We start from the raw sequence: 23,437 nt of genomic DNA, 5'->3' as shown, positions 1-23,437 counted from the left end.
AAACGAAAAACGCCCGGGATCTCTCCCAGGCGTTTCCATTTCGATCCCCGCGCCAATCAGTTGATCGCGAAGGCCACCGGCTGGAACCAGCTCGATACGTCCGGCAAGCCGCCTTCATGATCCACATAGAAGATGCCGCGCTCGGGATGCTTGCTCGCGCCGTAATCGTATTTGGCGGCGAAGAAGAAGGTCCGCTGCGGGAAGGGGTGGAACAGGAAGTATTTGTAGTTTCCGATGTTATCGATGCCGAAGTCGAAGGACAGGCGTTCGTTCCACTTGTAGTTGACCTTGGTGTCGACCACGAAGAAGGGGTCGAAGGCGAAATAGATCCCGTAGGCGCGATCGTTGTTCGCCATGGTGCGCCAGAGCTTGCTCTGGTAACGGCCGGCGAGCGTGAAGGCCCAGCGATCGTCGGGGCGATAGGTGAAGGCGAGCGTGCCGCGCCATTCGGGCACGTTCGGCACCGTCTTGCCCGCGACCGAGGTGGCCCATGGGAACTCGAAATTGGCGACGCTCGGCGCCCAGGTCGGGTTTGAGATGATGCGGGAGTTCAGCCAGGTGCCGCTGCCGAGCACCTCCAGCCCCTTGAAGCCGAAATTGTCCTTCTGGAAGGCGACTTCGACGCCGCTATTGCGTATGCGCTGCACGTTGGTCGGGGTCTGCACCAGCACCGCCGCGGTCCCCGGCACGAAGGTCTGCTGGTTGATGATCGCGTCGCGCACCTCCTCATCGAAGAAGGACACGCGCGCCGTTCCGTCGCGACCCAGCTTGCGCTCGACCGTCAGCTCCTTGCTGAGGGCCGACTCGGGCCGCAGATTGGGGTTGGGATTGGTGGCGACGCCGCCGACGGCCACGGTCGCGAGATTATAAAGCTCGCGCGTGGTCGGGAAGCGATTGGCCATGCCGACGGACCCCTTGACGGTCCAATTGTCGTCGACCGCATATTCCAGCGTGCCTTTTGGCGAAAAGCGCGTGCTGTAGCGGTTTGGCTGATAGATCGGCAGCCAGGAGGCGATGGATCCGGTCAGGCCCGTGCCGAAACTGTTGACGCCGGCCTGCTGATTGTAGCCGTCGGAGGCCTGCCAGTGCTCGCCGCGAAGGCCCGTCGTGAACTTCAGATTTGGCGCGATGTTGAAGGCGTCCTGGAACCAGAGCGCCTGGGTGCGCGTCGTGCCCTGGGCGATTGTGATGGCCGCGCCCGTGCTCGCCGCCGTGCCCGCCGTCCAGTTGGACGTCAGCCAGACGGGGTTGTTGAGGTGGAACTGGTCGCCGTGAACGCCAAAGCTGATGTCGTGACCCTGGAGCAGTCCCTCGGGCGGGCGGACGATGCCCTTGGCGTCGAAGAGCGTCCAATAGGTTCCGCCGAAGACCGAATTGCGACCCGTCTGCGTGTAGCCGGCGGGAAGCGCCGCCGACCAGGGCGAGACCTGATCCGACTGCAGATAGGTGAAGTTCGACGCCGAGACTTCGAAATCGAACAGGCCGCCGCTATTCGAGCGCACCGCGGCGGCGTTGACCATGATTTTTTCCTGCACGCGGTAATAACCCTGCTGCGCGAAATTCTGCAGGGTCGCGTTGGGAAGGCCGCGCCCGGCCGTCGTCACGCCCCAGACCGGCCCGTAGCCGGAATAGAGATAGTTCTCGGGAGTCGACGTGCCGTCATTCGACCAGAAGCCGAAAGTGTACGTGCCGCGAATGTCCTTGGTGAAGTCGTAGGCGAGCTTGAGTTTCGCGTTGACCTGATCGTTCGCCAGATTGCCCGTGGAGCCGATCACGTTGGCGAAGGTCGTGCCGTAGACGTTGGTCGCGAGATAGGCGTTCGGATAGAAATTCGGCGAGGTGACATAAGTCAGCGGCTGCTGCGAGCCACGCTGCCAATTGCCCGAAATCGTCCAGGAGAGATCGCCGGTCTTATCGCCGGCGAAGAAGCTCGTCACATTATTGACGAGACCCTTGTTCGTTCCCCACAGCGAGAAGTCCTGAACCGAGAGCGTGTCCTTGACCGACACTTCAAGCTTCTCCGGCATGCGGGTCGTGATTTTCAGCACGCCGCCCATGGAGTTGCCGGGATATTGCGCGGCGAAGGGGCCGTAGAGGAAGTCGACGCGCTCGATTTCTTCCGGCGCGACGAGGCCCCAGCGCGGGGCGCCGATCGTGTTGTCGTTGCCGATGAGCGCGGTCAGCAGCAGGTCGTCGGCGTAGACAAGGCTGCGCGCCGAGGAGCTGACGCCCCAGGTGCGGGTCTGCAGCACGGCCTGCGTGTCGCCATTGTTGCGTTTGCGCACGAAAAGGCTCGGCATGTATCGAACCGCGTCTTCCGTGTCGACGATGTTGATCTTCCGCTCGATCTGCTGGCGCGTGACGCTCGCGACCGTGTTCGGAAGCTGCCATTTCTCGACGAAGGCCGCGCGGCCGTCCGGCAGCGTGGGCGACCAGCGCGACACGACGGGCGACGGGGCCGCGGTAACAGGCGCCGTGGCGGGGGCACCCTGGGCCGCGGTCGGCTGGGCCGGACCGCGCGGCGGCGACGCGGGACCATGCGAGACGCTGCGGCGCTGGCCGCTGACGTCGATGGTCGGAAGCGTATGCATGGCGAGCGCCGGCAGAGCGGCGAAAATCATCGCGCCGGCGGAGACGCCGCGCAGGAGTGCGTAACGAGACATTCTTTTGAACCCTTCCCGGCGCCGGCGAAGCGGCGCGTCTGATCACTCGGGCGCGATGCGCCCTCACGCTGTCGGATCAGGCGAGGAAAGGAGGGGCTCGGGGCGGCGCGCTCTTATTGTAGGCGAAGCCCGGCGGATGCGCTTCGACCCAATCTGCCGGGACGCGCCATGCATGCGCCACCGCTCGCACCGGCAAAACCGGCGCTTCGCCGCCAATGACGGTCAGGCCGAGTTGGCAGAGCGAGCAGGAACCATGATCGTGGGAAACAGGCGCGCCGGTCGGAAGGCTCTGGCCGCCCGCGACGCCCGACGCGACGCCGTCCGCCAGGGCGACCGCCGACCGATGGCAGGGCGCATAGCCTTCGCGCGCCGCCGCCGCGCCCCATAAGGACGCGCCGATCTGTGTCAGCAAAGCGACACAGACAATCAGCGATGCGAGTAGCCTTTTACGCATGTGCCGCCCGGCAAGTTGAACCAACCCGCAAGCGCCCTTTCGGCCCGCTTGGCGGCGCTCCAGCAAAATCAGGCGGTTACAAGAATTAACCTTAGTTGCTGGACTATTGCCACTTTGCCGTCAAAGTCGAACCTTTCCAAGGTTGCTTGCGTTGTCAAAGATTAAAAAATCCATTAAGAGGTTTTTATGTCACAGTTGCGGCTCATCGGCGTCAGAATGCGCGTGGCGATTGCGATCGTCACCGTATGGGCGTTGATGTTCGGCGCCTCTCTGACGAGCGCCGCGAATGCGAACGCCACGGACGCCGGGCTGAAGAGCGCCGCCGCAGCGAATGGCGGCTTGTTCGCCTGCTTCAAGCGCCATATGACCCAGCGCGCCGACGCGACGAGCGACAAGGCGGCGCCCGAAGGCGATCACGCCAGCAAACATCGTTGCCCCTGCTGTCTTGCGGCGGCCGCTGTCGCCGCCGTCCTGCCGTCGCGCGTCGCCGCGGGAGTCGCGTCCGTTCCGGCGCCGAGGCCCGTTTTCTACCTCGTCGAAAACAGCGACGCGCCCGAAAATCTCTCATCTCGATCCGCTCACGGCGCAAGAGCGCCGCCGGCGCTAGCTTAGAAACTTTCCGATCGGCGGACCCTTCTGCTGGCCCATCGGGTGCATGTGGGTAGAATGGCCGATCAGGGACGCCTTTAGCGTCTGGATCACAACAAAAATCAAAGCAGACGCCGCCGCCGCGTGAGTTGTGCGCGCGTGTCATCGAAGATGAGTGAAGTTCCATGGATCATACGTCGCTTTCCCCGCTCGCCATGTTTTTGAACGCCGGCCCCGTCGGCAAGGTCGTCATGGCGATGCTGCTTCTCGCCTCGGTCTGGACCTGGGTTCTGATCATTGAAGCGACCGCCGCCGTCATTCGCATCGGCAAGGCGACGAAGGAAGCCCGCGCGGGCGGCCCGGTCGGCCTGCTCGAACCCATCGCCGCCGCCGGCCGCGAATCCTTCGCCCTCGACCTTCCCGACGAGACGACGGGCGACAAGCGCGAACGCATCGCCGAGAACATGAGCCGCGCCGCGCGCGAGTTCCTGACCAAGGCGGAAGGCGGCCTGCCGAACCTCGCGGTCATCTCCTCCGTCGCGCCCTTCGTTGGCCTGTTCGGCACGGTTTGGGGCATCATGACGAGCTTCGCCGGCATCGCGGCGTCGCAGGATACGAGCCTCGCCGTCGTCGCGCCGGGCATCGCGGAGGCGCTCGCCGCCACCGCCTACGGCCTCGCGGCCGCCATTCCGGCGTCGGTGGGCTATAACCGCATCGGCGCCGCCTTCTCGCGGCTCGGCCAGCAGGTCGCCCACTACATCGAGGACGAGGCGCTGCGCATGACGAGCCAGCCCAACCCCCGCCGCCAGTCCCAGAAGGAGGCCGCATAACATGGCGATGCCCTCCCGCTTCAAGAACAATAACGACCTCTATCAACCCCTCGCCGACATCAACGTCACGCCGCTCGTCGACGTGATGCTGGTGCTGCTCATCATCTTCATGGTGACGGCGCCGCTGCTCGCGAAAGGCGTGAAGGTCAATTTGCCCCAGGCGAGTTCCGCCGCGCCGATCAACCAGAAGGACCCGATCGTCGTGACCGTCGGCAAGGACGGCAAGGTCTCGCTCGGCGCCGACGAGACGACGCCCGAGGCGCTGATCGACGGCATCCGCGCCATGATGGGCGACGACCATACGCGCGTCGTGCATGTGCGCGGCGACTCGGAGGCCGTCTATGGCGAAGTCGTCGCCGTCATGGACAAGCTCGCGACCAACGGCATCACCCATATCGCGATCATGACCAATTCGCGCAGCAAGACGGGCGCGGCCGTGAAGGCGGCTCCCGCTGCGTCCGCGGCGGGAGGGGCCAAATGACGGATTTCGCCCTCAGCCCCGAATATGCGGGTCGGCGCGACGAACCGCCGCCCGGTCCGCCGCCGGTCAATCCGCCCTGGCTGCGCCCGGTCGCCATCGTCGCCATCGTGGCCCTCCATGCCTCGATCTTCGCCGCCTTCATCATGGCGCCGAAGCCGGAGCCTCTGGCCCTCTCGGAGAACTATGTCGACCTCGAAAGCGGCGACTTCGTCGAGCAGGAGGAAGTGAGCGCCGCGGAAGACACGCCGCCGCCCGTCGCGGTCGAGCAGCCCGAGCTCGCGCTGCCGCCGCCGGTCGTCATGTCGCCCGACGCCATCCCGCTCGCGATGAAGAAGGAAGACGTCGAGAAGGTCGAGAAGAAGCGAGAAGAGCAAAAGCAGGTCGAGCGCGCCGAGCAGGCCCGCGAAGCGCAGGCGCGCCGCCATGCCGGCTCGCCGGAAGGCAATGGCAAGCAGGGCGGCGCCGCTTCGGCGACCTGCCTCGCTCACGTCGCTGCGTCGCTGCGTTCGCACACGCCGGGCTCGACGAGCCTCGGCGCGGGCACCGCGCATGTGACCTTCCATGTGAGCCCGGGCGGCGGCATCTCCGTCGCATCGTCTTCCGGCTCGACGCCGGCGCATGCGGCGCTGGCGCGTCGCATCGTGTCCTCGTCGCGCGGCCCCGGCAATTGCGGCTCGGCTTTCGTTAGCCAGTCCTTCGCCTTCCACTGACGTCAGCCGGCGGGCGCGCTCAGGCGCCCGCCGCTTCTCTTTCGGAAGCCACGTCATGAACGTCTTGTCTTGCGGACGGGCCACGCTCGTCTGCGCGTTACTCATTGGCGGCGCGGCTCAGGCCGAAGCCCCCAAGCCGGCGACGCCGACGCCGGCCCCGGTCGCAAAGCCCGCCCCGACGCTGGCCCCTGCTGCTCCGGCTCCCGCTCCCGCAGCCGCAACCAAGCCCTCACCCGCGACAAAGCCCGCCGCGGCGACCGCCCCGGCGGCCAAACCCGCGGCGTCGCCGGCGGGCTCCGCCATGTCGGAAAGCAAATATCTGAGCCTGCTCTACGCCGAGATCGCCAAGCACACGCCGGAGGACAATCCGGCCGGCCCCGGCGAGGTGACAGCGAGCTTCATCGTTGGCGCCTCGGGCAAGGTCGAGAAGGTGACGATCGACAAGACGTCGAGCCCGGCCCATGCCGAGATCGTCAGGAAGATCCTCGCCGCCGTCGTGACGCCGCCGCCGCCCCACGGCGCAATGGATGTCGGCCAGACTTTCAAATTTCGCTGAAGCTCAAGATAAAAACACAGATTTGGGAGGATGCCCGATGTCCCTTTCCCGCCTGCTTCTCGCCTCGGCGACCGCTTTCGCCCTGGCCGGCGCCGCGCGCGCCGAACAGCCCGCGCCGGCCGACCCGAAGCCTGCCGAGGCCAAGGCCGCTGACGCCAAGGCGCCTGACGCCAAGCCTGCCGACTCGAAGCCTGCCGCCGCGTCGGGTAGCCATCACGCCGCGCCCGCCTGCGCCGAGGCGAAGCCCGCCTGCGCCATGACGGTCAATCCCGCCTTCGACGCCAAAGGCAAGCTCTGGGTCGCCTTTTCTGTCGGCAAGACCGTCTATGTCGCCTCGTCCACGGATAGCGGCAAAAGCTTCTCCGCGCCCGTGACCATCGCAACGGCCGCCGACGGCGTGATCGACGCGCATGGCGACGCGCGCCCCAAGATCGCCGCGCTCGCGGACGGAACGCTCCTCGCGAGCTATGCGACGCGCCCCGACAAGCAGATGATCGGCACGATCTTCACCGCGCGTTCGACCGACGGCGGCAAGACCTTCTCCGCGCCGCAGGCGATGCTCTCCGAAGGCGGCCAGCGTTTCGAGACCTTCGTCGTCACGCCCAAGGGCCGCATCTACGCCGGCTGGCTCGACAAGACGAACGCGCTGAAGGCGAAGGCCGAAGGCAAGGAATTCGAAGGCAGCGGCGTCGCCTTCGGCTGGTCTGACGACAAGGGCCAGACCTTCGCCGGCAAGAAGATCCTGATGGATCACGCCTGCGAATGCTGCCGCATGTCGTCGGCGCTCGACAAGGACGGCCAGCCCGTCTTCCTGTGGCGACAGGTCTTTGACGGCAATATTCGCGACCATTACGCCGCGAAGCTTTCGGCCGACGGTGCGACGCTCACGGGCGGCCGCGTCTCCGACGACAATTGGCAGATCAATTCCTGCCCGCATCACGGGCCGGGCATCGCCATCGACGCCAATGGCTGGCATGTCGTCTGGTTCACCAAGGGCAAGAACCGGCAGGGGCTCTTCTACGCGCGCAGCAATGACGGCGGGAAGACATTCTCGGCGCCTGAGAAATTCGGCGACGACGCCAAGGCGCCGGGGCATCCGATCGCGATCGCCGCAAAGGGGCGGCTCTACCGCGTCTGGAAGGAGTTCGACGGGACGACGACGACGATTCCGATGCAGATGTCGCGCGACGGCGGCAAGAGCTGGAGCGCGGCGCGCGTGATCGCACAGACCGACGACGCCTCGGATCATCCCGAACTCGTGGCCAACAAGAGCGCCGCCTATCTCTCCTGGGTCACGCATAAGGAAGGCTATCGCCTCATCCCGCTCCCGCGCGACGAGAAGAGCGCGGCGGCGCAGTGATGGCGATGAAGGGTCTTCTTGGATACGCCCTTGCCTTCGCGCTCGCTTCCAGCGGCGCGCAGGCCTTTGACTTCCAGCCTTATGGCCGGGGCGCTTTCGCGCAGATTGTGAAAGCCCACTCCGGCAAGCCGCTGATCGTCCATTTCTGGTCCGTGACCTGCCCGCCCTGCGTCGCCGAGCTGCCGCAATGGGCGAAGATGGTTTCGGAGCAGAAGGGCGTCGACATCGTCTTCGTCAACACGGACAGCGACGAGGATCGCGCCCGCGCCGAAATGCGCGCCGAAAGGGCCGGTCTCGGCAAGGCGACGCATTACGGCTTCTCCGACGATTTCGTCGAGAAGCTCTATTTCGAAGCCGACAAGATGTGGCGCGGGGAGCTTCCCTTCACCGCGCTCGTGGCGCCGGACGGCGGCGTGACCGCGGTGACGGGCGCGATCGACGATCCGCTCGTGGTGAAGTGGCTGGAGACCCGGGCGAGATAACGCACCTCTCAAGCTCTGAGCGCGCTCGCCGCGTCCTGCCGCCGCCCGCCTGGCGAAGACGAAGACGCAGGCGGGCGACGCGCGGACGGGGAGTGTTGCGAGCTCGCGACAGACAAGGCCGCCCGAATCGTCCTAGCTTCGCAGCATTTAAGGCTGTGCGGGACGAGAAATGCTTTCATCGAATTGTGTTGGCCGTCTGGCCCTTCTGTTTATTGGCATGCCCCTTGCAGGTTGCGGCCTCGCCGTCCCCCAATTGCAGGAGCCATGGGGAGATGAGCGCAGCGGACAACAGATGGTCCGCCGCATCGTCAAGGGCGTCTATTGCGAATTGGAGGATGCGGTCAGCTCCATTCTCAAAGAAGATAACGACGCCTTTGGCGAACAAGGCCATGGGAAGGATTTCAAAGCTGACTGGCTCAAAAAGTGGGGCGCGCAAATAACGCTCACATTGACTGTGGACGAGGCAAGCGAATTCAATCCCGGCATTACATTCAAACAACCGATTACGCCGGCCGCCGTCGGCTTCCCCGGCGTCGATCTCTCCAGCGTCGGCCAAAGTTTCGCATTCGGCGTTGGCGGCCGTGTCGGAGCAAGCGCCAAGCGCATGGATAAAATCAATCTGTATTTCACTGTGGTCGACATGCTGGACAACAGGAAGTCCGACAAATTTTGCAAGCATATGCGCCCATCCGAGGGCGGTCGCTACTATGTGATCCAGCACAACGAAACGGCTCCGGACTCTCCACACGGAAAGCCGCGCTCAGCCGATTTCCAGTCGCCGATCCTGATGCAAAGCAACCTCGGGATTCAAAATGCGCTTGGAAACGCCATTTTCGCAGAGCAGATCGCAGGCGACGATTTTTTGCTGAATATGAAAGGGGATCATGCTGAAAACGCCATCCAGCATGAAGTTAAATTCAAGGTCGCGACGGGAGGATCCATCACCCCGAGCTGGAGCCTCGTGCGCGTCTCGGCGACCGACGGCAAGCTCTTCGACGCCAGCCGCGAACGAATTCACGACCTTCTGATCACGTTCGGTCCCGACAAGCTTTTGGCGGCGCAAAAGGAAAAACCGCAAAAAGGGAAAGCCATCCGTGAATTGGCGCTTCTGCCGGATGGCTCGCGCCTGCGTCCGGCCGGCGGAGGCGGTCTGGATCAGAGCGCGGCTTTTCTGCATTTCTCATCACAGATCGGCCAATCGATCGACCAGAGTCTTCGATTCCGCTGACTTCGCCTACCGCGTCGCGCCCGGCTTCCACAGCACGTCGCCCTTCTCGCGATTGACGTAGCGCGAGGCGACGAAGAGGAAGTCGGACAGGCGGTTCACATAGGAGAGCGCGCTCGGCGACAACTCTTCGCCCTCCGTCTCCATGAGCGTCACCATTACGCGCTCGGCGCGGCGGCAGATGGTGCGGGCCATGTGGAGATGCGCGGCCGGCGCCGTGCCGCCGGGCAGCACGAAGGAGCGCAGCGGCTCCAACGACGCGTTGAGCTCGTCGATTTCCTTTTCGAGCCGCTCCACCTGCGAGGGCAGGATCACGAGCCGCATCGCGGGATCGAGGGGTTTGTCGGGATCGTGCGGCGTCGCGAGTTCTGCGCCGAGATCGAAGAGATCGTTCTGGATGCGCGCCAGCATCGCGTCGAGCGACGCGTCGCCCGCCTCGATGGCGAGACGCGCGACGCCGATCGCGGCGTTGGTCTCGTCGACTGCGCCATAAGCCTCGACGCGAATGTCGTCCTTGCGGCGCCGCGCGCCGGTCGCGAGCGAGGTCGCGCCCTTGTCGCCGCCCCGCGTATAAATCCTGTCCAGCTTGACCACGTGAATCAACGTCCTCGGAAGTAGAGCACCGTCAACGCGATGACGATCGCCAGGAATTGCAGCCCGACGCGCCAGCGCATCAGGGTCTGCGAGCGCTCCGGCGACCCGACGCCCCCGCGGATCATGTTGAAGAAACCCGCGAGCACGACGGCGAAGACCGCCGCCGCGGCAATAAAAACCACAAGATTGGACAAGGTTCGCTCCCCGCCGTTTCACTTGAGCAAGTAGAGAAAGGCCCGCCTGGGAGCAAGCCGTTTATCGGGTGAGCAGCCTTTGCAGATAATCGAGCTCCTCGGTGGGGCGCTCGGGCTGGCCGAGACGTCGGCGCAGCTCCTCCTGTACGCGATGGGCGCGCTGGGCCGGCGGCAGGCCGAGCGGATCGTATTTCTCATGGGACGCGCTCTTTCCGCCCTGCGAGCGGCCCAGCGGATCGCGGCCCTGGCCGAAGCGCCCGCGGCCGCGGCCCTTGCCCCTTCCCTGGCCCTCTTCGCCCTCCTCGCCTTCCTGCCCCTCCTGCCCGCGCATCTGCTCGGCGAGCTTGTCGGCGCCCTTGCGCAGCGACTCGACGGCGCGGCCCTGCGCGTCCACGGCCTTGCCGCGGCCGTCGCCGCCGGGCTTGAGCGCGTCCTCGGCCTCCTTCATCGCCTTGCGGGCGTCGTCGAGCGCCTCGCCGGCCTCGCCGGCCTCGCCCTTCATGGCGTCCTGCTGGCGCTCGAGCCTCTCGCGCAGGCCCTGCTGGCGCTGACGCTCGGGGCTGGCGTCGTCGCTCGCGGAAGGCTGGCCCTTCTTGCCGCGCTGCTGGGGGCGGCCTTCGTCGGCCGGGTTCTTCATCCCCTGAAACGTATCGTCGCGAAGCTGCTGCTCCTCGCGGGAGAGCTGGTCGAGATCGTTCAAGGCCTTCTGCATGGCCCGGCGGCGCTGCTGCTGCGCCGCGCTCTGCGCGCCGCTCTCGTCGCCCGTCTGGGCGTTCTCCATGATGTCCTGCAACTCGTCGAGGAGCTTTTGCGCCTGCGCCATGTCGCCCGACTTCATTGCCTTCTCGATGTCGTCGAGCATTCCCTGCAGGTCTTCCGCCGTGACGCTGTCGGGATCGTTCGACGCCTCGCGCGGCGGCTCGCCGGGCTTGGGCGGCCGGGCGCCGAGCTGTTCCAGAAATTTGTCGAGCGCGGCGCGCAGTTCCTGGCTACGCTTGGCGATCTCCTCGTCGGAGGCGCCGCGCTGCATGGCTTCGCGCAGCGCCTGCTCGGCCGCGCGAAGGTCGCGTTCGGCCTCGGAGGTGTTGCCGTCTTCGACGCTCAGGGCCATCGCCCAGAGCATATCGGCGACGCCGCGCAATTCGTCGTCGCTACGCGGCCCCTCCAGGCTGCGACGCGCGGCGCGCAGGCCGAGATGAATGGCGGAGGGCGTCTCGAAGGCTTCCGGCGCGAGCGACAGCGCCTCCAGCGCGGCGCGGACATTGGCGCGGGCGTCCGGTTCGAGCGCGAGGATGCGCCGCTGCTCGACGAGCGCCTTGGCGAGCGGCTTTGTGAAGCGGCGCTGCGGCAGCGTCACCTCCGTCGCATCGGATGAACCCTCATTGCCGGCGGCGTCCTTGGCGAGAAGGCGCATCGTGACTTTCGCCCCGGCATAGGGGCTGTCGGCGAGATCGAGCGTCGCGCGGCCTTCGCCGAGCCCGCCGGCGCCGGCGGGAAGTTCGAGCGGCAGGCGCGGCGGATCGTAGAGGGCGCGGCCCGCCTCCTTCTTGCTGAAGACGGCCTCCGCGCTCGTCACGCCGTAATCGTCCTCGGCGCGATAGGAGAGCGTCATGGTGCCGCGCGCATTGTTGCGCGGGCGGCCGGCCAGCGCGACCGACGGCGCCCGGTCGGGAATGGCGGCGACCTCGAAGGTGCGGCCGTCCGGCAGATATAGCCGTCCCGCGCCAGCGAGCGTGAAGCCGCGCTCTTTCTTGTCCGCGCTTTCCATGGGCGTCAGCGCGCCGTCGACCGAGACGGACGCATCGGCGGGCCGCAGGCGCAGGATGGAATTCACCGGCGCCTCCACGGCGCCGCCCTCTTGCGAGAGCACGATGGGCGGGCGGCCCGTATAAGCCGGCGGATCGAACCAGGCGTCGATGCGCTGCGACGGCCCGAGGATGTGAACGGCGCGCCAGTCGAAAGCGGCGGCGAGCCGCGCGCGCTTCTCGTCGCCCGCGACGAAGGCGGCGGCGGCGACGGCGACGAGGGCGAAAGCGCGCAAGGCGTAAGGATCGCGCTCGGGGAGGCGCGGGCGCGGCGGCGCGACGGGCGTCTTCGCCAGAGCCGTTTCGAGCCGCTTGCGGTGCAGCGCCCAGAGGGCGGCGGTTGCGGGATCGACGGCCTCGGCGTCAGCGAGCGTATCGTCGAGAGAGGCGGCGGGCTTCAACGAACCCGTGGCCGCCTCGTCGAGACGGGCGGCGGCGGCGCGGCGGCGCGGCAGGCCGCGGGCGATCTCCCGCGCCACGAGATAAAGAGCCGCGAAGCCGAAAAGCGCGACGCCCGCCATGCGCGCTTCGAGCGGCAAAGCGCGCCAAAGATCGAGCCAGGACAGCGCGACGAAAAAGAGCGCGAGCGTCGCGAGGCCCGCGCCAAGGCGCAGCAGGCGCTCGGCAAGGATCGCAAGCGCCGAACGGCGCAGCGCGTATTCCAGCGCGGCCTCGCCGGCGCGAGGCTCCTGCTTTTCGGGAATGTCGTTCATTCGCTCTCCGGCGAGAGGCATATGCGCCTAGATGGCGGCTCGACGGCGACTATACAATCTCGCGGCCCCGGCCGTAAGCAAATGACGAGAAATTCGCCTTTTGCGGGGCGACCCGGTTAACATGCGCCATGCCGCGCGCAAAAACGCAAAATCAGGCCGACATCGTCTCCGCGCCTTCCGCCGACCTCGCCGCGTTGCCCGCGCCGGTGCGGGCGATCCGCGACAAGATCCTCGCGGCGCTCGACAAGAACGACGTGGAAGCCCTCCGCATACCGATCGACTGGAACGAAGTCCGTCCGCTCTTCGCGAAAAGCGGCGCGTTCAAGGCGGGGACGGACCCGGTCGAAATTCTGAAGACGCTCTCTTTCGACGGCAAGGGGCGCGAGACGATCGAGATCATGCGCGCCGTGCTGGCGCAGCCTTATGTCAGGATCGCGCGCGGGCCCGTGACGCTTTACGAGTGGCCGGCCTTCGGGCGCCATCCAACCCCACCCGCAAATGAGGAGGAGGCGCAAGCGCGCTGGCGCTGCGTCCGCTTTTCCGATCTTGCCCGCGCCAACGCCGAAAGAAAGCTACGTCCGACACGGCTGGGCGTCGCGTCGGACGGCGTGTGGCATTACTTCTGGAGCGAGGACTAGATCTCGCGTTTCTGCTCGTGCGGCTTGGCGTGCTTGCGGCCTTCCGCCTCCGCGCGCTGCAACTCCTCCGCCTCATCGGTCTCCAGCGCGTGTTCGGCGTCTTTCGCCGCGCGCTCCACCTTGCCGCTTTCGACGAATTTGCGCTGCGCGTCGTTGTACGTCTTGGCCGCGCTGCGGTTGCCCTCGCCCTCGTTGCGCGGCGCCGTGTCGTTCGCGTTGCCCATGTGGCTCTCCTCTTTTCGAACCAATGAGCTAGCGCCTTCGCCGGGAGCGGAAATCCTCGGGCGTCGCAAAATTTCGCGCATCGTCCCAAGTCATTGTCCGCACAGGCGCATAAGCATGTCGGCCTCAGACGGGAGGCTGCCTGCCTGCAATAGAAAAGCCGGAACAACAAAAACCGGTTTGCGTTGCAGGGGTGGCTTGGGGCTGCGGCGGACAAGGACCCAGGAGATGTGGCGATGACCAATGTTCGGAAAGCGATGACGGCCGCCCTGGCCGCGACGATTCTCGCAGGCTCGCTGTCGGTGGCGACGCCGGCGGCGGCTTGGGGCCGCTATGGTTGGGGCGGCGGCGGTTTTGGCCGCGGCATCGGCTGGGGCCATGGCGGTTGGGGCCGTGGCGGTTGGGGCCATGGCGGTTGGGGACGTTACGGCTGGGGCGGCGGCTGGGGCCGCGGCTGGGGCGGCGGATGGGGTTATGGCGGCGCGGCGGCTGCCGGCCTGCTCGGCGGCCTGGCGCTCGGCGCGGCGGCCTCTTCGCCCTATTACGGGGCGTGGGGCTATGGCGGCTATCCCTATGGCGGCTACGGCGCTTACGGCGCCGCCTATCCTTATGGCGGTTATGGCGGCTGCACCTGCTGGTGACGCCATTTCGTCCGGTCTATGATGCGCCGGGCTTTAAACGATATTCTGCAACCGCGCGTCTGGCCCGCGCGGTTGCAGCCAGGATCGACGATGAAACCTCCAAAGAACGCGCAGCGTCGCATCGCGCTGCTCCTGCTGTCGGCGACCGCTCCAGCGAGCGCGCTGGCCGGCTCCGTGGCCTCCCCGAACTGGATGGTGCCCAACAAGGACGTGGCGATGCATTGCGCGCCGCTTCCCTACGAGATTCACTGCTCCATCTCGCGCATGGCGAATCCGCAATACAGCTCGTTCTGCTTTTACGTCGACGGGAACGGCTCTTCCTACCCCATGAAGCGCGACTACCGCTTCGGTTTCTACAACGACATCGTCAGCATAAAGGTGCATGACGGGCTGCGCATAACCGGGCAGTTGACGGAAGCGCGGACCGGGAAGAAGGCGAGCTGTTCGGAGTAGCGCCGCTACAGCGCCGCCTGAAACCTGATCGGCTGTCCGGTCGACGGCGTGACGAGTTCGCCCTCCCACATCACCTTCGTCCCGCGCACGAATGTCCCTACCGGCCAGCCGACGACTTCGGCGCCGTGGAAGGGCGTCCAGCCGACGCGGGAGGCCACCCATTCGTTGCGGATGGTCTCGCGGCGCTTCATATCGACCACGGTGATGTCAGCGTCGTAGCCCTTGGCGATGCGCCCCTTGCCGGCCATCCCGAAAATCCTGTTCGGCCCCGCGCTCGTCAGATCGACGAAGCGGGCGAGGGTGAGCTTGCCCTTGTTCACGCTGTCGAGCAGCAGAGGCACGAGCGTCTGCACGCCCGTCATGCCGGAGGGGCTTTTCGGATAAGGCTGCGCCTTCTCCTCCAGCGTATGCGGCGCGTGGTCCGAGCCGATCACGTCGACGACGCCCTGCCGCAGCCCTTCCCACAGCGCGTCGCGATGGCGCGCTTCGCGCACGGGCGGGTTCATCTGCGCCAGCGTGCCGATGCGCTGATAAGCCTCCGCGTCGAGCATGAGATGGTTGGGCGTAACTTCAACGGTCGCAACGTCCTTGTGCTGCGCGAGGAGGTCGATTTCCTCCGCGGTCGTCACATGCAGCACATGGATGAGCGCGCGCTTTTCGCGCGCGATGCGCAGAAGTCGCTGGGTCGAGCGTAGCGCCGTCTCCACGTCGCGCCAGACGGGATGCGAACTCGGATCGCCCTCGACGCGCAGGGGCTTGCGCTCTTCGAGGCGAAATTCGTCCTCGCTGTGGAAGGCGGCGCGGCGGCGCGTATGCGCGAGCACCTGCGCAATGCCTTCGTCGTCCGCGACGAGCAGCGAGCCGGTCGACGAGCCCATGAACACCTTGATCCCGACCGCGCCCGGCAGACGCTCGAGCTCGGCGAGGTCCCTGGCGTTCTCATGCGTGCCGCCGACCCAGAAGGCGAAGTCGCAATGCATCCGGTTTGTTCCGCGCGCGACCTTCTCGGCGAGCGCCGCCTCGGTCGTCGTGAGCGGGCTGGTGTTCGGCATCTCGAACACGGCGGTGACGCCGCCCATCACGGCGCTGCGCGACCCGGATTCGAGATCCTCCTTGTGCGAGAGGCCGGGTTCGCGAAAATGCACCTGCGAATCGACGACGCCGGGGAGAATGTGCAGGCCCCGGCAGTCGATCGTCTCGCCAGCCGAAGCGCGGGAGAGGTCGCCGATCTCGGCGATTTTGCCGTCGCGGACCCCGACGTCTCTCAACCCCTCGCCGTCCTGGTTGACGAGCGTGCCCCCGGAAAGGATGAGGTCGAAAGTCTGCGACATGAATGGCGCCTCGCTTGCAGTGACAACGCCCTAGATAAGCACAAGTTGATGACGCGCCAAGCGTTGCGCGCCAAATACGGGAAAGAACAATGACCACGGCGATCCTGCTCAAGGACCGCGGCGTTATCGACGTCACCGGCGAAGATGCGGCGAAGTTCCTGCATAATCTGGTGACAAACGACATCGCGTCGCTGAAAGCGGGCGAGGCGCGCTTTGCGGCGCTGCTCACCCCGCAAGGAAAGATCCTGTTCGATTTTGTCGTCTTCGCGCTGGGAGAGGGGCGTTTCCTACTCGATTGTCCGCTTTCCCTCGTTGGCGATCTCGAGAAGCGGCTCAACATGTACAAGCTTCGCTCGAAGATCGTCGTGACCAACCTTAGCGACGCGCTCGAGACCATCGCCTTCCCCGACGCCGCGTCGCGCCCCGAAATCGAGGCCGTCGCGCTCGCGGTCGACCCGCGCGCGGAGCTTCTCGGCTGGCGCGCGCTCGCCGAAAAGGGGAAGATCGACGCTTCCGGGCCGCTCGAAGATTACGAAACGCGCCGCATCCGCGCCGGCGTGCCGCTGGGCGGCGTCGACTTCGCCTATAGCGACGCTTTTCCGCACGAGGCGGATATGGACCTTCTGTCGGGCCTCGACTTCAAGAAGGGCTGCTATGTCGGCCAGGAAGTCGTCTCGCGCATGAAACACCGCAATCTCGTGCGCAAGCGCGTGACGCCCTATCGCGCCGCTGGCGGGGCGCCGGCGCCGGGGCAATCGATCCGCGCGGGCGAGATCGAGATCGGCGTCACCGGTTCGGCCGTGGGCGAAGAGGGCCTCGCCCTGATCCGCCTCGACCGCCTCGCCGACGCGAAGGAGAAAGGCGACGCCCCGGTCGCCGGCGGCGTCCCGCTGGAGTTCATCGACAAGAGCTGACGGAGGGGGCCGCCCTTCGACCAGTCGAAAGGCGGCCCGAGCTTCCGCCGCGCTTTTCGCCGCTACGCCGGCATGACCCCCGGCGCCTATCGCTCCTGGTCGCTGGCGCGACGGGGCGCGAAGGCGTGAGAACGGGCGACGCGGCCAGGCGTCGCCCATAAGCCTTTTTACATCGCCGCCGTCATGCCCTCCCGCGCGGCGGCATGGACGGCGGGCTTCGCCTGCGCGCGTCCCTTGTAGACGAAATTCTCACGGGCCCGGTGATAGGCGAGGTCCGGCCCGAAGAAATTCACCTTCATTTTCGCAAGCTCCTCGGCGCGATAAGCCGCGAGCGGCTTGACGCGCTCGTCCCGCACGCGCTTGTCGTGCTTGTCGCGCAAGAGGCTCCAGAAATCAGCGCGCCGCGCGATCGCCGCCGCCTGCACCGCGACATGCCGCTCGAACGTCTCGACGTCGCCGCCATAGACCTCGTCGACGAAGCCGATCGACTTTGCTTCCGTCGTTCCCATCGGCCGGCAGCCTTCCGTCAGATCGCGGGCGCGCTCCGCTCCGACGCGCCGGGGCAGCAGATAAGTCCAGTATTCGGACCCATAGAGACCGCCCATGCCCTTGTAATGCGGATTGAGCACGACGCCCTCGCGCGCGAAGACCTTGTCCGCGGCGAGAGCGAGAATGGCGCCGCCCGCGCCGGCGTTGCCGCGCATGCTGGCGACGACGACATGCGACATGGTGTTGAGGATTTCATGGACCACGTCGTCGATGGCGTTGATGTTGCGCCAGGATTCCAGCGCCGGATCCTCGGCGGCTTCGATCACGTTCAGATGGATGCCGTTGGAGAAGAAGTCCCTGCCGCCATGCAGGACGATGACGCGCGTCGGCCGGCTGCGCGCGAAGAGAAACGCGTCGCGCAGGCGATAACACTGCTCGGTGCTCATCGCGCCATTGTAGAAATCGGAATAAATATGCCCGACGCCATCGCGTTCCACATAGCGGATCTCGCGAAAGCTGCGATAGTCGACCTCGGCCACGACCGGCAGCACGCTTTCCGGAACGCCGCGCAGCAACGGCCCCAAAATCTGCGTCGCGGGCAGCTTGATTCCGGCGACGGGGCAAAAGTCGGCGTCGCAAAAAGCGCAAACGTTCTCGCCGAAGCGGCAATTTACGCCATGCGCATCGCCCTTGAGCTTGAGATGCGTGACCCACACCGCCCCATCCACCGTCGCGCGGCAGACGGCGCCGTCCCGCTTCGCGATGACGGCCCCGGCTGAGCCCTTCAGCCGGTCTTCGTGATGTGCGCCGTAAAGAAACACGGGCAGGCCGAAAAGCGTATCCAGCACGCCGGGCGCGCTGTCGGCCGCGCGGATCTTGCGCACGACATCGTCCGTGCGATCGCGAGCCCAGTCGATCGCGCGATCTTTCTGCGTCATGGTCGGCCGCAAGCGTCCGCGCACCTCGGGCCGCTTGTAGTCGAGCGGAATGGGACGGAAGCGCCCCGATTCGAATTTCTCCACCGCCTCCAGCACGCCCTTGACGGCGGCGTCGGTCGCTTCGTTGCGATAGAGGCTTCCCTTGGCGTCGGCGACGACGGGCAGCGGGAATTCATGACTCGCCCAGATCGCGCCGGCGTCCATCTCGGCCGCCGCCTGCAACACCGTCACGCCCCAGCGCTTCTCGCCGCCCATGATCGCCCAGTCGAGCGAGGACGGCCCGCGATCGCCCATGATTCCCGGATGCACGATGAGACAGACGCGCTTCGACCAGATCTCCTCCGGCACGACGGCTTTCAGCATGGGCGCGATGATGAGGTCGGGATCTTCGCGCGCGACGGCGCCGAGCATGGCCGCTTCGCTGTCCGCGATCGTCACCGAGATTCGATGCCCGCGTTCGGTGAGTTCGATCAGCAGACGTTGGCTCAGGCTGTTATGCGCGGTGGTGAGAAAAAGTATGTTCATTGGCTGCCCTCCTTATTGTTCTTAGAAAGTCGATTGAAAGCGCTCCCGATATTCATGCGGACCGACGCCGAGGCTGCGCCGGAAAGCCCGCCGCATCCGCTCCGACGTCGCAAATCCGCAATTTTCTGCAATGATTTGAAGGCACAGATCCGACTGTTCGAGCCGGCGCCGCGCCGCTTCGACTCTGGCGAATTCGACAAACCGCGCGGGGGTCACGCCGACCTCCGCATGAAAGCGGCGCGCGAAATTGCGCGGGCTCATGGCGACCTTGGCGGCGAGACGCTCGACGTTGAGGTTTTCCCCGGCGTTTCCCAGAATCCACGATTTTAGTTCGGCGATGTCTCGGCAACTGGAGGTCTCGCCCTGCAGGAAAGGGCTAAACTGCGCCTGGCCGCCAGGCCGACGAAGGAAGACGACCATCACGCCCGCGATGATGCGCGGCACTTCGCGGCCGAGGTCTTCTTCAATCAGCGCCAGAGCAAGGTCGATCCCGGCCGTGATGCCGCCCGAGGTATAGACGCCGCCGTCGCGCACGAAAATGAGGTTCGGCTCGACATTGATGCAAGGATAAGCCGCCGCGAGCTGCTCGCTATAGAGCCAGTGCGTCGTGACCTTGCGATTGTTGAGCAGCCCCGCGCGGGCAAGGAGAAAGGCGCCGTTGCAGATGGAGGCGACGCGTCGCGCGCGGCACGCCATCGCCTTGATCCAGTCGACGAGTTCGTCATCGGCGCAGGCCGCGATCACGCCTTCTCCGCCCGAGACGATCAGCGTGTCGATCCCGCCGACGATCTCCGAGAGATCATGACCGGCTTGAATTTCCAGTCCGCATTTGGATTTCACGAGACCTTTCGCCGGCGCGATCACAAGAAGCTGATAGCCGGGCTCCGTCGTCCGCCCAGTCATGCCGAGGGCGCGTTCGGCATAATAAAAGGCGTCGAGAGGACCGCAAAGGTCGAGAATCTCGAAATTCGGATAAATCAAAAAACCGATTCTGCGGACCCCCTGGACCGCCGAGCGATCCGCCTCGCGCTCGAAAACACTTAAATCAAAAGGTGGCTTACTGCTGACCATGTCATCAGTTTCTCGCCACATGCCGTGGGGCGCAACGACAAAAAGACAACGAATCCTGCCATCCGCTCTAGCGCACAGCTTCATCCATTTTGACGATGCGAAGCGGAAATCTCAAAAAGAGCAGGCAAAACAAAAACCTTCCCCTCCAACGAGCGGAAAGTTCGCTCCAGAGGCTCGCGCATCCTCGCTTGCAGGCGTCTCCAGCTGTTGCCTTACGCCAATGCGAAACGATTTATGAAGTGTTCTGCAAGGCATCAGCCAGTTCACAGAGGGGCCGATGTTCAACCAAAGCAAGCCGCTGCTCATCACCGCGGTCGCCGCTGCGCTCGTCGCGCTCGTCTTTCTCGCGAGCTGGGCGGTCGTCAATCGACTCGAATAGCCGCCTGGACAACGGAAAGCGCGGCGGCAGGTTTGATGGACGGGGTTTGAAGACAAGCGGATCGGAGGACAGAATGGTTACGAAGAATGATTTTGCTCCGGCGGAATGGAAGAAGTTGGTGCAAGCGCCGCTGCTCGCGGGCTTCGCCGTCAGCGCCGCGGATCCGTCGGGTTTCGTCGGCGCGCTGCAGGAGGCCTTCGCCAACGCAAAGCAACTGGCCGAAGCGAAAACAGGTAGCGGCGGCGATCTGGTCAAGGCCGTCGCCGACGAAATCCTCACCCCCGCCGGGCGGGCCGATGCGCGCGAAGGAATTCGCAGCATCGTGCAGGGCGCGCAGATGGACGAAATCAAAAGCAGGGCGCTCGAAGCGCTGAAAGAGACGGCGACGCTCGTCAATCAGAAGGCGCCGGGCGAGGCCAGGGCTTTCAACGGGTGGCTCGCGCAGATCGCGAGGACAGTGGCCGAAGCGGGGACCGAAGGCGGCTTCCTTGGATTCGGCGGCGTGAAAGTCAGCGACGCGGAGAAGGCGACGCTCGGGGAAATATCACAGATCCTCGGCGCATAAGCCCTGCTTTCAGCAGAGCCGGAGGACGCATGGCGCCGCATCGGAGGCGTCGTGAGAAGGCGCGCGAGAAGCTGGCGCGGCTGGACCTTGTTTTCGAGGGCCACCATCGCGCCAGCATCGCACGCGATTTCGATCGCCAGGAAGGCTGATCCGCGAACTTCAGAAAGGCCTTTAGCGGCGGATGGCGTCCAACGCGATGTCGAGGGCGCGCACGACGCCGCAATTGCCCAGCACGATCATGGCGATGGCGGCGATCACAATCGCGACGTCTCTGAAAGAGAAACGCGCCCCCTCGCAGGCCGGCGACCGGGCGGTCTTTTCCCCGCTCATATTCATTGTCCCCCAACGCCGTCCCAAATTTGTCTACCGGGGCCGGATGACGCTGAGATGAACTCGCGCGATCCGGTTCAAGCCTCGCCAACTTTGGACGCTTTCGTTTTGGCCGCAAAGCTCTATAAGTTGCGCCCGCGCCTCCCGCGGGCGGTCCTATCGATTATGACCGAACCGAGGCAAAGGGAAGAGCCACAGAATTTTCGAGGGAAGGACCAGAAGTGACCGCAAGCGACAATTCGGGCCGCGCGACGGCCAGCGTCAACACTCTCGCGGGCGAGATCGTCGACCGGCTCGTCGCCGGGGCGGATCGCTATCGCGTCGCCGTCTCGCGCGGCAGCCTCGGCGAATTGCTGATCGATGCGGGCGCGAAGGCCGCGGGCGGCGTCGACGCCGGCCTGCTGCTCACCGAAATCTGCATGGGCGGCCTCGGCAAGGTCACGCTTTCGCATGCGCCGGGCGCTCATAAATGGCCGTTCTGGCTCACCGTCGCGTCGAACGATCCCGTCGTCGCCTGCCTCGCCAGCCAATACGCCGGCTGGAGCCTTTCCCACGAGAAATTCTTCGCGCTCGGCTCCGGCCCCGGCCGCGCCCAGGCGCGCGTCGAGAAGCTTTTCGAGGAGCTTTCCTACAAGGATCAGGCGGGCCGCGTGACCATCGTCCTCGAAAGCGACAAGGCGCCGCCGCCGGAAGTCGTCGAGAAGGTGGCGTCGAAATCCGGCGTCTCGCCCGACAAGGTCGCCTTCGTCTATGCGCCGACGCAGTCGCTCGCCGGCAGCGTGCAGGTCGTGGGCCGCGTTCTCGAGGTCGCGCTGCACAAGGCGCACGAGCTGCACTTCCCGCTCGAGAACATCGTCGACGGCATCGCGACGGCGCCGCTCTCGCCGCCTCATCCGGACTTCGTGCAGGCCATGGGCCGCACCAATGACGCGATCATCTACGCCGGCCGCGCCCATCTCTTCGTGAAGGGTCCGGCGGCGGCGGCGAAGGAGCTCGCCGAGAAGCTGCCGAGCCATAATTCCAAGGATTACGGCCAGCCCTTCGCGGACATCTTCAAGGCCTATAAGGGCGACTTCTACAAGATCGACGGCAGCCTCTTCTCGCCGGCGGAAGCGCTGGTGACGGCGGTCGAGACCGGCGAAACCTTCCGCGCCGGCAAGATCAACGAAGAGCTGCTGGATAAGTCCTTCGGGGGTTAATGTCGTCCCCTCTCCCCGTGAAAGCGGGGAGAGGTTTAGGGTGAGGGGCGAGGCGTTCGTGGCGGCGTTGAAAGATTCCTGTCATCCCCTCGCCCCTCGCCCCGGCCCTCTGCCTGCACACAGGGAGAGGGCGAAAAAACCCCGCGTCGCGATCTTCACCGACAAGCTCGACTGGCATGTCGAGCATACGCTCGCGGCCTTTCGCGCGCTGGACGCGACGCCCGTCGCCGCGCGGCTCTTCGCCTGCCGCATCGACACGAGCCGGCCCCACGGCCTCGCCATTCCCGGCTTCCATGAGCTGCCCGACCTCGCCATCGTGCGCGCCATCGGCGACGGTTCGCTCGAAGCCATCACCATGCGGCTCGGCGTGCTGCATGCGCTGGAGGCGCTCGGCGTCCCGCTCGTCAACGGCGCCCGCGCCATCGAGCGCTGCACCGACAAGAGCATGGCGAGTTTCCTGCTGGCCCGCGCCGGCGTTCCCGCGCCCGAGACTTTCGCCACCCAAAGCCTCGCCCAGGCGCGGGCCATCGCAAGGCGCGAATTGCCGAACGGCCCGCTCGTCATGAAGCCGCTTTTCGGCGCGCAGGGCTGGGGCATCCGGCTCATCGAGACGGAGAGCGACATTCCCTCCGCCGAGGAGGCGCGCGGCGTCTTCTATCTGCAACGCTTCGTCGGCCCCAGCCGCCCGCCTTACGAGGACATGCGCATCCTCGTCTCACGGGGCGAGGTCGTCGCCGCCATGAAGCGCCGGTCGAGCCATTGGATCACGAATGTCCGCCAGGGCGCGAGGCCGGTCGCAGTTGCGCCGACGAAGGAAGAGCGCGACATGGCGCTCGCGGCGGCGCAAGCCATGGGAACGATCATGGCGGGGGTCGATCTCATCGCCGGCGCCGATGGCCGGCCCATGGTCCTGGAAGTGAACTCCATGCCGGGCTGGAGCGGACTGCAGCGCATCACGCCCTTCTCCATCGCCGAGCGGCTTGCGGCGGACGCGCTCGCGTTGATCCCCTCTCCCGGCGACGCGGCGAGAGGGCTAGGGTGAGGAACGAGGCGACGCCCTCTCCTTTTCCGGCTTTGCGCGGATGAA

General features: G+C 65.8%; 25 protein-coding genes. 15 read left to right on the top strand and 10 right to left on the bottom strand.

The annotated features are described in order from the left end of the window. Positions 1 to 56 precede the first annotated feature (56 nt). Positions 57 to 2,663 (bottom strand): TonB-dependent receptor, encoded by a 2,607-nt coding sequence (locus tag ACPFMJ_RS15500; RefSeq protein ID WP_424360850.1) that lies wholly within the window; start codon positions 2,661 to 2,663, stop codon positions 57 to 59. Positions 2,664 to 2,739: 76 nt separating this feature from the next. Continuing rightward, a complete protein-coding gene (locus tag ACPFMJ_RS15495; RefSeq protein ID WP_424360849.1) occupies positions 2,740 to 3,117 on the bottom strand; it encodes a hypothetical protein in 378 nt (125 codons plus the stop codon). A gap of 186 nt (positions 3,118 to 3,303) precedes the next feature. Between ACPFMJ_RS15495 and ACPFMJ_RS15490 the strand changes: the two genes are divergently transcribed. The 8 genes from ACPFMJ_RS15490 (at position 3,304) to ACPFMJ_RS15455 (ending at position 9,352) form a co-directional block, all read left to right on the top strand. Further along, positions 3,304 to 3,729, top strand: coding sequence for a DUF2946 family protein (locus ACPFMJ_RS15490; protein ID WP_424360848.1), 426 nt, complete (start codon positions 3,304 to 3,306; stop codon positions 3,727 to 3,729). A gap of 161 nt (positions 3,730 to 3,890) precedes the next feature. Continuing rightward, positions 3,891 to 4,535, top strand: coding sequence for a MotA/TolQ/ExbB proton channel family protein (locus ACPFMJ_RS15485; RefSeq protein WP_424360847.1), 645 nt, complete (start codon positions 3,891 to 3,893; stop codon positions 4,533 to 4,535). 1 nt (position 4,536) lies between these two features. Continuing rightward, positions 4,537 to 5,016: an ExbD/TolR family protein gene (locus ACPFMJ_RS15480; RefSeq protein WP_424360846.1), complete on the top strand. Its 480-nt coding sequence runs from the start codon at positions 4,537 to 4,539 to the stop codon at positions 5,014 to 5,016. Beyond that, positions 5,013 to 5,726, top strand: coding sequence for an energy transducer TonB (locus ACPFMJ_RS15475; RefSeq protein WP_424360845.1), 714 nt, complete (start codon positions 5,013 to 5,015; stop codon positions 5,724 to 5,726). The genes ACPFMJ_RS15480 and ACPFMJ_RS15475 overlap by 4 nt, the downstream gene beginning before the upstream one ends. Positions 5,727 to 5,781: 55 nt before the next feature. Further along, on the top strand, positions 5,782 to 6,282 hold the full coding sequence (locus tag ACPFMJ_RS15470) for an energy transducer TonB (protein WP_424360844.1): 501 nt from the start codon (positions 5,782 to 5,784) through the stop codon (positions 6,280 to 6,282). 37 nt (positions 6,283 to 6,319) lie between these two features. Further along, complete coding sequence (locus tag ACPFMJ_RS15465) at positions 6,320 to 7,642, top strand: sialidase family protein (RefSeq protein ID WP_424360843.1); 1,323 nt, start codon at positions 6,320 to 6,322, stop codon at positions 7,640 to 7,642. After that, on the top strand, positions 7,642 to 8,124 hold the full coding sequence (locus ACPFMJ_RS15460; protein ID WP_424360842.1) for a TlpA family protein disulfide reductase: 483 nt from the start codon (positions 7,642 to 7,644) through the stop codon (positions 8,122 to 8,124). Before ACPFMJ_RS15465 ends, ACPFMJ_RS15460 begins: the two co-directional genes overlap by 1 nt. A gap of 169 nt (positions 8,125 to 8,293) precedes the next feature. Beyond that, positions 8,294 to 9,352: a hypothetical protein gene (locus tag ACPFMJ_RS15455; RefSeq protein ID WP_424360841.1), complete on the top strand. Its 1,059-nt coding sequence runs from the start codon at positions 8,294 to 8,296 to the stop codon at positions 9,350 to 9,352. Positions 9,353 to 9,358: 6 nt separating this feature from the next. Here the strand turns inward: ACPFMJ_RS15455 and ACPFMJ_RS15450 are convergent, their stop codons facing one another. The 3 genes from ACPFMJ_RS15450 to ACPFMJ_RS15440 all read right to left on the bottom strand — a co-directional run bounded on the left by ACPFMJ_RS15450 (position 9,359) and on the right by ACPFMJ_RS15440 (position 12,655). Then, the gene (locus tag ACPFMJ_RS15450; RefSeq protein ID WP_424360840.1) at positions 9,359 to 9,943 is read right to left on the bottom strand and encodes a cob(I)yrinic acid a,c-diamide adenosyltransferase; all 585 of its coding nucleotides are present in this window, start codon (positions 9,941 to 9,943) and stop codon (positions 9,359 to 9,361) included. Between the two features lie 5 nt (positions 9,944 to 9,948). Further along, entirely contained in the window at positions 9,949 to 10,137 is a 189-nt protein-coding gene (locus ACPFMJ_RS15445; RefSeq protein WP_424360839.1) for a twin transmembrane helix small protein, read from the bottom strand. A 61-nt stretch (positions 10,138 to 10,198) separates the two neighbouring features. Beyond that, a complete protein-coding gene (locus ACPFMJ_RS15440; RefSeq protein WP_424360838.1) occupies positions 10,199 to 12,655 on the bottom strand; it encodes a TIGR02302 family protein in 2,457 nt (818 codons plus the stop codon). A 128-nt stretch (positions 12,656 to 12,783) separates the two neighbouring features. Here ACPFMJ_RS15440 and ACPFMJ_RS15435 point away from each other — a divergent pair, with 128 nt between their 5' ends. After that, positions 12,784 to 13,293, top strand: coding sequence for a hypothetical protein (locus ACPFMJ_RS15435; protein WP_424360837.1), 510 nt, complete (start codon positions 12,784 to 12,786; stop codon positions 13,291 to 13,293). Here the strand turns inward: ACPFMJ_RS15435 and ACPFMJ_RS15430 are convergent. Beyond that, the gene (locus ACPFMJ_RS15430; protein WP_424360836.1) at positions 13,290 to 13,517 is read right to left on the bottom strand and encodes a hypothetical protein; all 228 of its coding nucleotides are present in this window, start codon (positions 13,515 to 13,517) and stop codon (positions 13,290 to 13,292) included. The genes ACPFMJ_RS15435 and ACPFMJ_RS15430 overlap by 4 nt on opposite strands. Positions 13,518 to 13,751: 234 nt before the next feature. Between ACPFMJ_RS15430 and ACPFMJ_RS15425 the strand changes: the two genes are divergently transcribed. Beyond that, positions 13,752 to 14,156: a hypothetical protein gene (locus ACPFMJ_RS15425; protein WP_424360835.1), complete on the top strand. Its 405-nt coding sequence runs from the start codon at positions 13,752 to 13,754 to the stop codon at positions 14,154 to 14,156. Between the two features lie 90 nt (positions 14,157 to 14,246). Continuing rightward, on the top strand, positions 14,247 to 14,609 hold the full coding sequence (locus ACPFMJ_RS15420; RefSeq protein ID WP_424360834.1) for a hypothetical protein: 363 nt from the start codon (positions 14,247 to 14,249) through the stop codon (positions 14,607 to 14,609). Between the two features lie 5 nt (positions 14,610 to 14,614). Here ACPFMJ_RS15420 and ACPFMJ_RS15415 read toward each other — a convergent pair whose 3' ends face one another. Beyond that, complete coding sequence (locus ACPFMJ_RS15415; RefSeq protein WP_424360833.1) at positions 14,615 to 15,940, bottom strand: dihydroorotase; 1,326 nt, start codon at positions 15,938 to 15,940, stop codon at positions 14,615 to 14,617. An 89-nt stretch (positions 15,941 to 16,029) separates the two neighbouring features. Here ACPFMJ_RS15415 and ACPFMJ_RS15410 point away from each other — a divergent pair, with 89 nt between their 5' ends. Beyond that, positions 16,030 to 16,854: a YgfZ/GcvT domain-containing protein gene (locus tag ACPFMJ_RS15410; protein ID WP_424360832.1), complete on the top strand. Its 825-nt coding sequence runs from the start codon at positions 16,030 to 16,032 to the stop codon at positions 16,852 to 16,854. A gap of 167 nt (positions 16,855 to 17,021) precedes the next feature. Here ACPFMJ_RS15410 and ACPFMJ_RS15405 read toward each other — a convergent pair whose 3' ends face one another. Together ACPFMJ_RS15405 and ACPFMJ_RS15400 are read right to left on the bottom strand one after the other, a co-directional pair. After that, complete coding sequence (locus ACPFMJ_RS15405; protein WP_424360831.1) at positions 17,022 to 18,806, bottom strand: hydrogenase maturation protein; 1,785 nt, start codon at positions 18,804 to 18,806, stop codon at positions 17,022 to 17,024. A 21-nt stretch (positions 18,807 to 18,827) separates the two neighbouring features. Then, complete coding sequence (locus tag ACPFMJ_RS15400) at positions 18,828 to 19,787, bottom strand: GlxA family transcriptional regulator (RefSeq protein ID WP_424360830.1); 960 nt, start codon at positions 19,785 to 19,787, stop codon at positions 18,828 to 18,830. Between the two features lie 542 nt (positions 19,788 to 20,329). On the opposite strand from ACPFMJ_RS15400, the gene ACPFMJ_RS15395 reads away from it, so the two are divergent. Further along, positions 20,330 to 20,821, top strand: coding sequence for a hypothetical protein (locus tag ACPFMJ_RS15395; protein WP_424360829.1), 492 nt, complete (start codon positions 20,330 to 20,332; stop codon positions 20,819 to 20,821). A gap of 171 nt (positions 20,822 to 20,992) precedes the next feature. Here ACPFMJ_RS15395 and ACPFMJ_RS15390 read toward each other — a convergent pair whose 3' ends face one another. Beyond that, positions 20,993 to 21,151, bottom strand: coding sequence for a hypothetical protein (locus ACPFMJ_RS15390; protein ID WP_424360828.1), 159 nt, complete (start codon positions 21,149 to 21,151; stop codon positions 20,993 to 20,995). Positions 21,152 to 21,372: 221 nt separating this feature from the next. Here ACPFMJ_RS15390 and mch point away from each other — a divergent pair, with 221 nt between their 5' ends. Both mch and ACPFMJ_RS15380 read left to right on the top strand, forming a co-directional pair. After that, positions 21,373 to 22,350: a methenyltetrahydromethanopterin cyclohydrolase gene (mch, locus tag ACPFMJ_RS15385; RefSeq protein WP_424360827.1), complete on the top strand. Its 978-nt coding sequence runs from the start codon at positions 21,373 to 21,375 to the stop codon at positions 22,348 to 22,350. A gap of 58 nt (positions 22,351 to 22,408) precedes the next feature. Further along, entirely contained in the window at positions 22,409 to 23,392 is a 984-nt protein-coding gene (locus ACPFMJ_RS15380) for a RimK family alpha-L-glutamate ligase (RefSeq protein ID WP_424360826.1), read from the top strand. Positions 23,393 to 23,437: the final 45 nt, after the last annotated feature.

This window comes from Methylocystis parvus (assembly GCF_049675845.1).
Taxonomy (GTDB): Bacteria; Pseudomonadota; Alphaproteobacteria; order Rhizobiales; family Beijerinckiaceae; genus Methylocystis; species Methylocystis parvus_A.
This window is presented reverse-complemented; position numbering and strand designations above follow the sequence as displayed.

Bases quoted from the DNA above. Each gene is read 5' to 3' on its own strand.
- ACPFMJ_RS15500 (WP_424360850.1), bottom strand. From the start codon at position 2,663: ATGTCTCGTTACGCACTCCTGCGCGGCGTCTCCGCCGGCGCGATGATT.
- ACPFMJ_RS15495 (WP_424360849.1), bottom strand. From the start codon at position 3,117: ATGCGTAAAAGGCTACTCGCATCGCTGATTGTCTGTGTCGCTTTGCTG.
- ACPFMJ_RS15490 (WP_424360848.1), top strand. From the start codon at position 3,304: ATGTCACAGTTGCGGCTCATCGGCGTCAGAATGCGCGTGGCGATTGCG.
- ACPFMJ_RS15485 (WP_424360847.1), top strand. From the start codon at position 3,891: ATGGATCATACGTCGCTTTCCCCGCTCGCCATGTTTTTGAACGCCGGC.
- ACPFMJ_RS15480 (WP_424360846.1), top strand. From the start codon at position 4,537: ATGGCGATGCCCTCCCGCTTCAAGAACAATAACGACCTCTATCAACCC.
- ACPFMJ_RS15475 (WP_424360845.1), top strand. From the start codon at position 5,013: ATGACGGATTTCGCCCTCAGCCCCGAATATGCGGGTCGGCGCGACGAA.
- ACPFMJ_RS15470 (WP_424360844.1), top strand. From the start codon at position 5,782: ATGAACGTCTTGTCTTGCGGACGGGCCACGCTCGTCTGCGCGTTACTC.
- ACPFMJ_RS15465 (WP_424360843.1), top strand. From the start codon at position 6,320: ATGTCCCTTTCCCGCCTGCTTCTCGCCTCGGCGACCGCTTTCGCCCTG.
- ACPFMJ_RS15460 (WP_424360842.1), top strand. From the start codon at position 7,642: ATGGCGATGAAGGGTCTTCTTGGATACGCCCTTGCCTTCGCGCTCGCT.
- ACPFMJ_RS15455 (WP_424360841.1), top strand. From the start codon at position 8,294: ATGCTTTCATCGAATTGTGTTGGCCGTCTGGCCCTTCTGTTTATTGGC.
- ACPFMJ_RS15440 (WP_424360838.1), bottom strand. From the start codon at position 12,655: ATGAACGACATTCCCGAAAAGCAGGAGCCTCGCGCCGGCGAGGCCGCG.
- ACPFMJ_RS15435 (WP_424360837.1), top strand. From the start codon at position 12,784: ATGCCGCGCGCAAAAACGCAAAATCAGGCCGACATCGTCTCCGCGCCT.
- ACPFMJ_RS15430 (WP_424360836.1), bottom strand. From the start codon at position 13,517: ATGGGCAACGCGAACGACACGGCGCCGCGCAACGAGGGCGAGGGCAAC.
- ACPFMJ_RS15425 (WP_424360835.1), top strand. From the start codon at position 13,752: ATGACCAATGTTCGGAAAGCGATGACGGCCGCCCTGGCCGCGACGATT.
- ACPFMJ_RS15420 (WP_424360834.1), top strand. From the start codon at position 14,247: ATGAAACCTCCAAAGAACGCGCAGCGTCGCATCGCGCTGCTCCTGCTG.
- ACPFMJ_RS15415 (WP_424360833.1), bottom strand. From the start codon at position 15,940: ATGTCGCAGACTTTCGACCTCATCCTTTCCGGGGGCACGCTCGTCAAC.
- ACPFMJ_RS15410 (WP_424360832.1), top strand. From the start codon at position 16,030: ATGACCACGGCGATCCTGCTCAAGGACCGCGGCGTTATCGACGTCACC.
- ACPFMJ_RS15405 (WP_424360831.1), bottom strand. From the start codon at position 18,806: ATGAACATACTTTTTCTCACCACCGCGCATAACAGCCTGAGCCAACGT.
- ACPFMJ_RS15395 (WP_424360829.1), top strand. From the start codon at position 20,330: ATGGTTACGAAGAATGATTTTGCTCCGGCGGAATGGAAGAAGTTGGTG.
- ACPFMJ_RS15390 (WP_424360828.1), bottom strand. From the start codon at position 21,151: ATGAGCGGGGAAAAGACCGCCCGGTCGCCGGCCTGCGAGGGGGCGCGT.